Source organism: Kitasatospora sp. MY 5-36, from assembly GCF_001182915.1.
GTDB lineage: Bacteria > Actinomycetota > Actinomycetes > Streptomycetales > Streptomycetaceae > Kitasatospora.
Map to the genome: position 1 here is coordinate 1 of NZ_LFVW01000617.1, position 6804 is coordinate 6804.

Annotated in this window: 6 protein-coding genes; 2 read left to right on the plus strand and 4 right to left on the minus strand. The window is 74.8% G+C overall.

What is annotated here, in order from left to right; translation table 11 throughout:
* From AE652_RS31760 to AE652_RS31770, 3 genes are all read right to left on the minus strand, one after another.
* On the minus strand, positions 1-2109 hold a 2109-nt coding region (locus AE652_RS31760; RefSeq protein WP_049657843.1), incomplete at its 3' end, for a type 2 lanthipeptide synthetase LanM family protein.
* 438 nt (positions 2110-2547) lie between these two features.
* On the minus strand, positions 2548-3156 hold the full coding sequence (locus AE652_RS31765) for an ester cyclase (protein ID WP_049657844.1): 609 nt from the start codon (positions 3154-3156) through the stop codon (positions 2548-2550).
* 92 nt (positions 3157-3248) lie between these two features.
* Positions 3249-3974, minus strand: a complete 726-nt coding sequence (locus AE652_RS31770) for an SDR family oxidoreductase (RefSeq protein WP_049657846.1) — start codon at positions 3972-3974, stop codon at positions 3249-3251.
* Between the two features lie 137 nt (positions 3975-4111).
* Between AE652_RS31770 and AE652_RS31775 the strand changes: the two genes are divergently transcribed.
* The gene (locus tag AE652_RS31775) at positions 4112-5032 is read left to right on the plus strand and encodes a LysR family transcriptional regulator (RefSeq protein WP_049657848.1); all 921 of its coding nucleotides are present in this window, start codon (positions 4112-4114) and stop codon (positions 5030-5032) included.
* A gap of 60 nt (positions 5033-5092) precedes the next feature.
* Here the strand turns inward: AE652_RS31775 and AE652_RS31780 are convergent, their stop codons facing one another.
* The gene (locus tag AE652_RS31780; RefSeq protein ID WP_049657851.1) at positions 5093-5488 is read right to left on the minus strand and encodes a helix-turn-helix transcriptional regulator; all 396 of its coding nucleotides are present in this window, start codon (positions 5486-5488) and stop codon (positions 5093-5095) included.
* 109 nt (positions 5489-5597) lie between these two features.
* On the opposite strand from AE652_RS31780, the gene AE652_RS31785 reads away from it, so the two are divergent.
* Positions 5598-6804 (plus strand): heavy metal translocating P-type ATPase (locus AE652_RS31785; protein ID WP_049657853.1); only part of this gene is annotated, 1207 nt, incomplete at its 3' end.

Here is a 6804-nt window from a genome sequence, read left to right on the forward strand (position 1 = left end):
GGCGGGCCCGGCCGGGCGCGGGCCGGTGCCCGCGGGTGCGGCACCGTCGGCTCCCCCGGTGGTGGCGCGGGCGGCGAAGGCGGCCCGGATGATCCAGTCCTGGGTGGCCAGGTCGTGCTCGTCCATGGCGGCGACGATCCGCCGGGCCCGGTCGAGCCCGGACTCGGGCAGTGCCCGCGGCAGCGACCGGCCGCGGTGGGTGCGCAGGTCGCGGGAGCCGACGACGGAGCGGAACAGCGGGACGTCGCCGCTCCAGAGGTCCTCGGCTTCGAGCCGCAGCAGCGGCCGCTGGGCGGGGTTCCTGGCGGACTGGGCGAAGATCAGCCCGAGCACCCGGTCGCGGTCGAGCGCGTCTCGGGTGACGTCCGGGTGGGTGCTCTCGCCCAGCAGGTGGGCGTAGACCCGGGTGGCGCGGACGATGGTGCGGCAGGTGTCCTCGCGGAAGCGCTCCAGCGGGCCGTCCGGTGCGAGCAGCGCCTCGCGGTGGGCGGCGATGGAGCGGTAGCCGGCCTCGAACCCCGCCCGCAGGGACGCCAGGTGGTCGGCCGGGTCGACGTCCCGGCCGTCCAGTCGCGGCCGGTTCGCGCTGCCCTCGAAGGCGCGCTGCACCCGGGTCAGGCGCATCTCGTCGGTGCCGTCGCCCTCCCAGGTGGGCGACTTGAAGGGCATCACGGCGCCCTTGTCGGCGCCCATCCCGCCGACGTCCAGCACCGCGCCGCCGTCGCCTACCAGCACCGAGGGCAGCAGGCCCACCCGCTGCACCGAGTGGGCGAGCAGGTGCTGCGCCGGGTCGTCGTCGATCAGCGGGCTGCCGGTCAGGTGGGGTACGCCGACGTGGAACAGGGACTCCAGGTCGACCGCGACCGGGTGCTCCCCGACGGCGATCACGTTCTCGAAGTGGAAGTCGGTGGCGGCGGTCGCGTAGAGCAGGGCCAGCAGCGCCCCGAGGCGGTGGTAGAACCGCTCGGCGGCCGCGTGGTCGGCGCACGGCGCCGGTTCCACGTACTCGATCCAGCCGTACCCGCCCCGGTCCCACACCGCCACGGTGCCCGGGCCGGGGCCCGGCAGGACGGTGTCGTACCAGTCGACCAGGGCGTTGAAGTGCTCGTGGACGGCCAGCGGCCGGGGTTTGTACACCAGCCGGGCGCCGGAGGAGAAGGTCAGCAGGGCGACCGAGCGGCCCGCCTCGTGGCCGTCGCCGCGGCCCGTGCGCACCTCGGTCAGCTCGCCGGGGTCGCGCCCGGCGAAGAGCCGCTCGACCAGCGCGGGCCGGTCGGCGGTGAAGCGGTCGAGGAACTCCCGGTGCGCGTGGACGGCGTTCCGGGTGGCGCACGCCAGCAGCCGGGCCAGGACGGCGTACTCGTCCAGCAGCGCGGCCAGCCGCTCGGGCTCCCGCTGCCAGGCGATGAAGGCGTGGAAGCGCTCCTGCGGGGTGTCGCCGCTCAACTGGCCGGACAGCCGGGCCACGTGGAGTTCGAGGACGAGGGTGCGGCCGAGGACGGACACCAGCTGGTCCCGCAGGCCGGCGGTGAGCGAGCGCCGGACCGCCGCGAGGACGGAGGGCTCGATGGCGTCCGCGGTGCGGGCGGGTGCCTCCAGCAGGTGGAGGGCCTCGGCGAGGAAGGGTTCGACGACGGCGGCGAAGTCGGCGAAGCCGTGCCGGTGCGTTCCGTCGTGCCCCTCGGCGTGTTCCGTGGTGTCCTCCCCGTCGGGCGCCGGGGGCAGCCGTGGTGCGCGGGCGACGACGTCCTCGACGAACCGGGCCCAGGCCGGTTTGGCGGTGCGCGCGGCCAGGCTGTCGGGGTGTTCGGCGAGCAGCCGGCGCAGCAGGGGCGGGTCGATGCCGAGCGCGCGGGCCTGGGCTTCGGCGGTGTCCGGCGCGTGGTCGGTGAACGCCGAGCGCCAGCGGGCCAGTCGGCGGTCGGCGCGCCAGCCGAGGCTGCCCTCCGCCGGGTTGTCGGCGACCGGGGCGGGCGGGTCGCCCTCGCCGCTCAGACGTTCGGCCAGCCACAGGCCGCGGGCCCACCAACTCCCGGTCAGGGGTGCGCGGTCGACGCGTGACCAGGGCGGGGCGGCGGCCGCGGCATCGGGCGGGGTGTTCGAGGGCATGCTGGACTCCTGGGGCGCGGAGGACGGGCGATCCGGAGGCGGGCAGGCGGACGCTGCCGGGAACGGGCAGGCATTGGCAGCTGGTGTGAATGGCTGTCTTTCAAGGATTCATGTCAGCTGGTGCCGCGATGCGAGTCTGCTCGGCTTGCGGCGGCCCGTCAAGTGGTGTGAACGGCAATGCCCGAGTCATTCATCTCAGCTGTCACCCGGAGCCGTCCGGTCGCACCGTGACGGCCGAACCACGCCACCTGCTCCGGACGTTGAGCAGCGTCCGTGACCTTGCGACGGACCGGACGGACGGGGCGGCAGGGCCGCGAGCGATGGTGGACCTCAGCCCCGGGGTGTCCTTCACGAACAGCGTCCGCGGCCCGCCGGCGCCCGGCGGCTCCTCGCCGAGGAGCCGCCGGGCGCCGGCGGGCCGTCAGGGACCGGGCGGCGTCAGGCACGAACGCCCAGTTGGGCCAGCAGGGCGGTGTTGTCCTCGATGTGCCAGTCCTCGGTGATCCGGTCGGTGCCGACGTGCTGGATGTCGATGGCGTTGAAGTCGACGCTCTGGCCCTGGCCCCGCACGCCGTCGAAGGTGCCGGTGAAGTGGCCGCGGAAGACCAGGCGGGCGGTGATCCTGTCGCCGGTGACCAGGAGGTCGGAGAGTTCGCAGGTCAGGTCCGGCACCGCGGCGCGGAAGCTATCCGAGGCGAGGAGCGGCCCGGCGGGGCCCTGCGGACGGCCGGGCGGCAGGGTGTTGTCCCGGAAGTGCGGGCTGATCGCCGCGTCCAGGTAGCGCTGCTGCCCGGTGTTCCAGAACGTGTACAACTGCTGTGCCAGGTGGACCTCCTGGGCGGCGCGCCGGGCGCCGATCGAGTGGTCCACGGTGAGGGCCTTCGGCTGGACGAGGTCGGGCGAACGGTCGATCAGGCGCTGTGGCCAGTCGTGTGCGGAGTCGTGGCGGCCGGTGTCGCGGGCGGGGGCGGCCGCCACGGTGCCGGCCGCCAGGCCGATCACCGTCGCGAGGACGGCGGTGGTGCGGATCAGGGTGCGCGAGTTCATGGGACCGGTTCCTCGGATCGGGGTGGGCACGCCCGCGGGTGCGGGCGTGCCGGGGGAGGGGTGACACCGCGTCGGCCGCGGCGGGCCGGAGGTCAGGCGAGCCGGCCGCCACCGTCGACGTGGAGCACCGTGCCGGTGACGTACGGGTTGTCGATGGCGTAGCGGACGGCCTTGACCAGGTCCTCCGGGGTGCCGACGCGTCGGGCCGGGTTGCGCTCGGCGACCCCGCGCAGGAACGCCTCCTTGTCGGCGCCCAGGCCGTCCCAGGAGCCGGTGTCGACGATGCCGGGGGAGACCGCGTTGACCCGGACCGGCGCGATCTCCACCGCCAGCGCCTGCACCAGGAAGGCCAGTGCGCCGTTGGTGGTGGCCATCACGGTGCGCGCGGGCGCCGGACGCCACGCGGCCACGCCGGAGAAGAAGGTGAACGAGCCGCTCGCGGAGACCTGCCCGGCCAGGTGCTTGGCCAGCAGCAGCGGGCCGATCACCTTCGCCGCGAACGCCCGCTGGACGTCGGCCGCTTCGAGATCCCGCAGCGGGCCGTTGGCCGGCATCGCGGCGGTCGAGACGAGGTGGTCGAAGCGGCCGGCCCGGGCGGCGAAGTCGGCGATGGACCGCTCGTCGGCGATGTCCAGGGCGATCACCTCGGACGGCCCGGACAGTTCCCCGGCCGTCCACTCCAGCTTGCGCGGGTCCGGGCCGGCCAGTACGAGGGTGGCGCCGTCCGCCGAGGCGGCCTTGGCGAGGGCCTGGCCGGTGCGTGAACCCGCACCGACCACGACGAGTCGCTGACCCTGGAGGGAGGTGGTGTCGGACATGGCGGAACTCCTTCGAATCATCGGGGGATCGGCCGCCCGCTGCTTCCCGTCGGCGGCCGCACCACGACCCTCTCCCGACCAGCGATGATGAGTCCAAGGCTTGTTATCTACCGCAGCGATAAAATCTGTTCATGGCAATGCCGACGCTCAGACAGCTCGAATATCTGGCCACCGTGGTCGACACCGGATCCTTCACCCGGGCGGCCGAACAGCTGCACGTCACCCAGCCCGCCCTCTCCCACCAGATCCGCGCCCTGGAGGTCGCCCTCGGCGGCCCGCTGCTGGAGCGCCTGCCGCGCGCCGTACGGCTCACCCCGACGGGCCGGGCGGTCCTGCCGCACGCCCGCGCCGCGCTGGCCGAGGCCGAACGCCTGCACGCGGCGGCCCGCCGGACGGCCGGCCTGGAGGAGGGCGAGCTGGAGGTCGCCGTCGTCTACTCGGTGAGCCTCGGCGTCCTGCCGCCCGTGCTGCGGGACTGGCGCCGCCTGCACCCCGGCGTGCGGATCCGGCTGCGCGAGTACGCCCACGCCGACCGGCTCCGGGAGGCCATGGCCGAGGGGCGCGCCGATCTCGCCATCGGCCCGGTGCCCACCGGCTGGGAGGGGCCGATCAGGGAACTCGGCGTCGAGGAGTTCACCGTGGTGCTGCCCGCCGAGGACCCGCTGGCCGACCGTCCCGCCGGTACGGTCGGCCTGGCCGAACTCGCCGACCGCGACTGGGTCCACTACGCCCCGGACAACGGGCTCGCCGACCTGCTCGACCAGGTCTGCGCCCGGGCGGGTTTCCATCCCAGGGCGGCGATCCGCGCCGAACAGACCTCTGCCGCACCGCTGTTGGCCGCGGCGGGGCTCGGGCCCGCCCTGGTGCCGGCCGACATCGTGCCAGCCCACTTCGAGGGCGCGCTGCTGCGCCCGGACCCCCCGGTCCTGCGCACCCTCACGGCGTACACCCGTACCCGTCCCGACCCGCTCACCGTGGCCTTCGCGGACCTGCTGGCCCGGCGGGTGCGGATCGGTCCCGAGGTGTCCCGGAGGCCGGTTCCCGACGCGTCCGGCTGAGAACGGTTGGGGGCGGCCGAGGACGGCTGCGAGCGGACGACGCGGGCGGGCCCGTGGTGCTCAGCGGGTGGCGGTGCCGACCGGCTCGTCCGGGTCCTGGGGGGCGTCGGCGTCGCTGAGTCCCAGGCGCAGGTGCTCGATGTGGTAGACGGCCTGGTCGAGCAGTGCGGCGACGTGGTTGTCGTAGAGCGCGTAGACGACCTGGCGGCCGTTGCGCCGGCCGATGACCAGGCCGAGGTTGCGCAGCAGGCGCAGCTGGTGGGAGCAGGCGGACTGCTCCAGGCCGACCTCGGCGGCGAGCTCGGTGGCGGCGCAGGGGCCCTCGCGCAGCCGGGAGAGGATCAGCAGCCGGGAGGGTGTGGCCAGGGCTTGCAGGGTGGTGGCCACCCGGGCAGCGCTGGTGGCGTCCAGGCGCGTGTGCGGGACGGCGGTGGCGGGGGTGGCTCCATGACCCATGCGGGCAATACTACAACTGATAGATGAAGGGGCCTTCATATGTTCATGTATCGTGAGTGAGTCAACGGCCCCGCCCTGCCCAGGCCTGCCCCGAAGGGTCCCGTCCGCCATGTCCTCCACCACCCTGACCGAGCGCCCCGCGTCCCCGGGCGCGCCGCGTCCGGACACCGCGCCCCGGCGGCGCACCCGGGTGCTGTCGCTGCCCGAGGCCCGCTGGGCCGCCGCCGCGACGGTGCTCTTCCTGGTCGCGCTGCCGCTCCAGCTGACCGGCGCCCCCGCCTGGACCTGGGGCCCGCTGTACGCCCTCGCCTACGCCACCGGCGGCTGGGAACCCGGCTGGGCCGGGCTCCAGGCGCTGCGGGAGAAGACCCTCGACGTCGACCTGCTGATGATCGTGGCCGCGCTCGGCGCCGCCGCCGTCGGGCAGGTCATGGACGGCGCGCTGCTGATCGTCATCTTCGCCACCTCCGGCGCCCTGGAGGCGCTGGCCACCGCCCGTACCGCCGACTCGGTGCGCGGACTGCTCGACCTCGCCCCGGCCACCGCCACCCGGCTGCTGCCCGACGGCGGCGAGGAGACCGTGCCCACCGAGCGGCTGGCCGTCGGGGACACCGTGCTGGTCAGGCCCGGCGAGCGGATCGGCGCCGACGGGCGGGTGCTCGACGGCGCGAGCGAGGTCGACCAGGCCACCATCACCGGCGAGCCGCTGCCGGTCGCCAAGCAGCCCGGTGACGAGGTGTTCGCCGGCACCCTCAACGGCACCGGGGCGCTGCGGCTGCGGGTCGAGCGGGACGCCTCGGATACGGTGATCGCCCGGATCGTGCAGCTGGTCGAGGAGGCCTCCGAGACCAAGGCGCCCACCCAGCTGTTCATCGAGAAGGTCGAACAGCGCTACTCGCTCGGCATGGTGGCCGCCACCCTCGCCGTCTTCGCCGTCCCGCTGGCCTTCGGCGCGGCCTTCACCGGCTCGCTGCTGCGGGCGATGACCTTCATGATCGTCGCCTCCCCGTGCGCGGTGGTGCTGGCCACCATGCCGCCGCTGCTCTCCGCCATCGCCAACGCCGGACGGCACGGCGTCCTGGTCAAGTCCGCCGTCGTGATGGAGCGTCTGGGCCAGGTCGACGCCGTCGCCCTCGACAAGACCGGCACCCTCACCGAGGGCACCCCGCGCGTCACCGACCTCCGGCCGCTCACCGGCTCCGGCCTCGCCGAGGCGGAGCTGCTGGCACTGGCGGCCGCGGCCGAGCACCCCAGCGAGCACCCGCTCGCCCGCGCCGTCGTCGACGCCGCCCGCGACCGCGGCCTGACCCCGGCCG

Coding starts and splice junctions, on each gene's coding strand:
- AE652_RS31765 (WP_049657844.1), bottom strand. CDS start 3,156: ATGAACTCGCGCACCCTGATCCGCACCACCGCCGTCCTCGCGACGGTG.
- AE652_RS31770 (WP_049657846.1), bottom strand. CDS start 3,974: ATGTCCGACACCACCTCCCTCCAGGGTCAGCGACTCGTCGTGGTCGGT.
- AE652_RS31775 (WP_049657848.1), top strand. CDS start 4,112: ATGCCGACGCTCAGACAGCTCGAATATCTGGCCACCGTGGTCGACACC.
- AE652_RS31780 (WP_049657851.1), bottom strand. CDS start 5,488: ATGGGTCATGGAGCCACCCCCGCCACCGCCGTCCCGCACACGCGCCTG.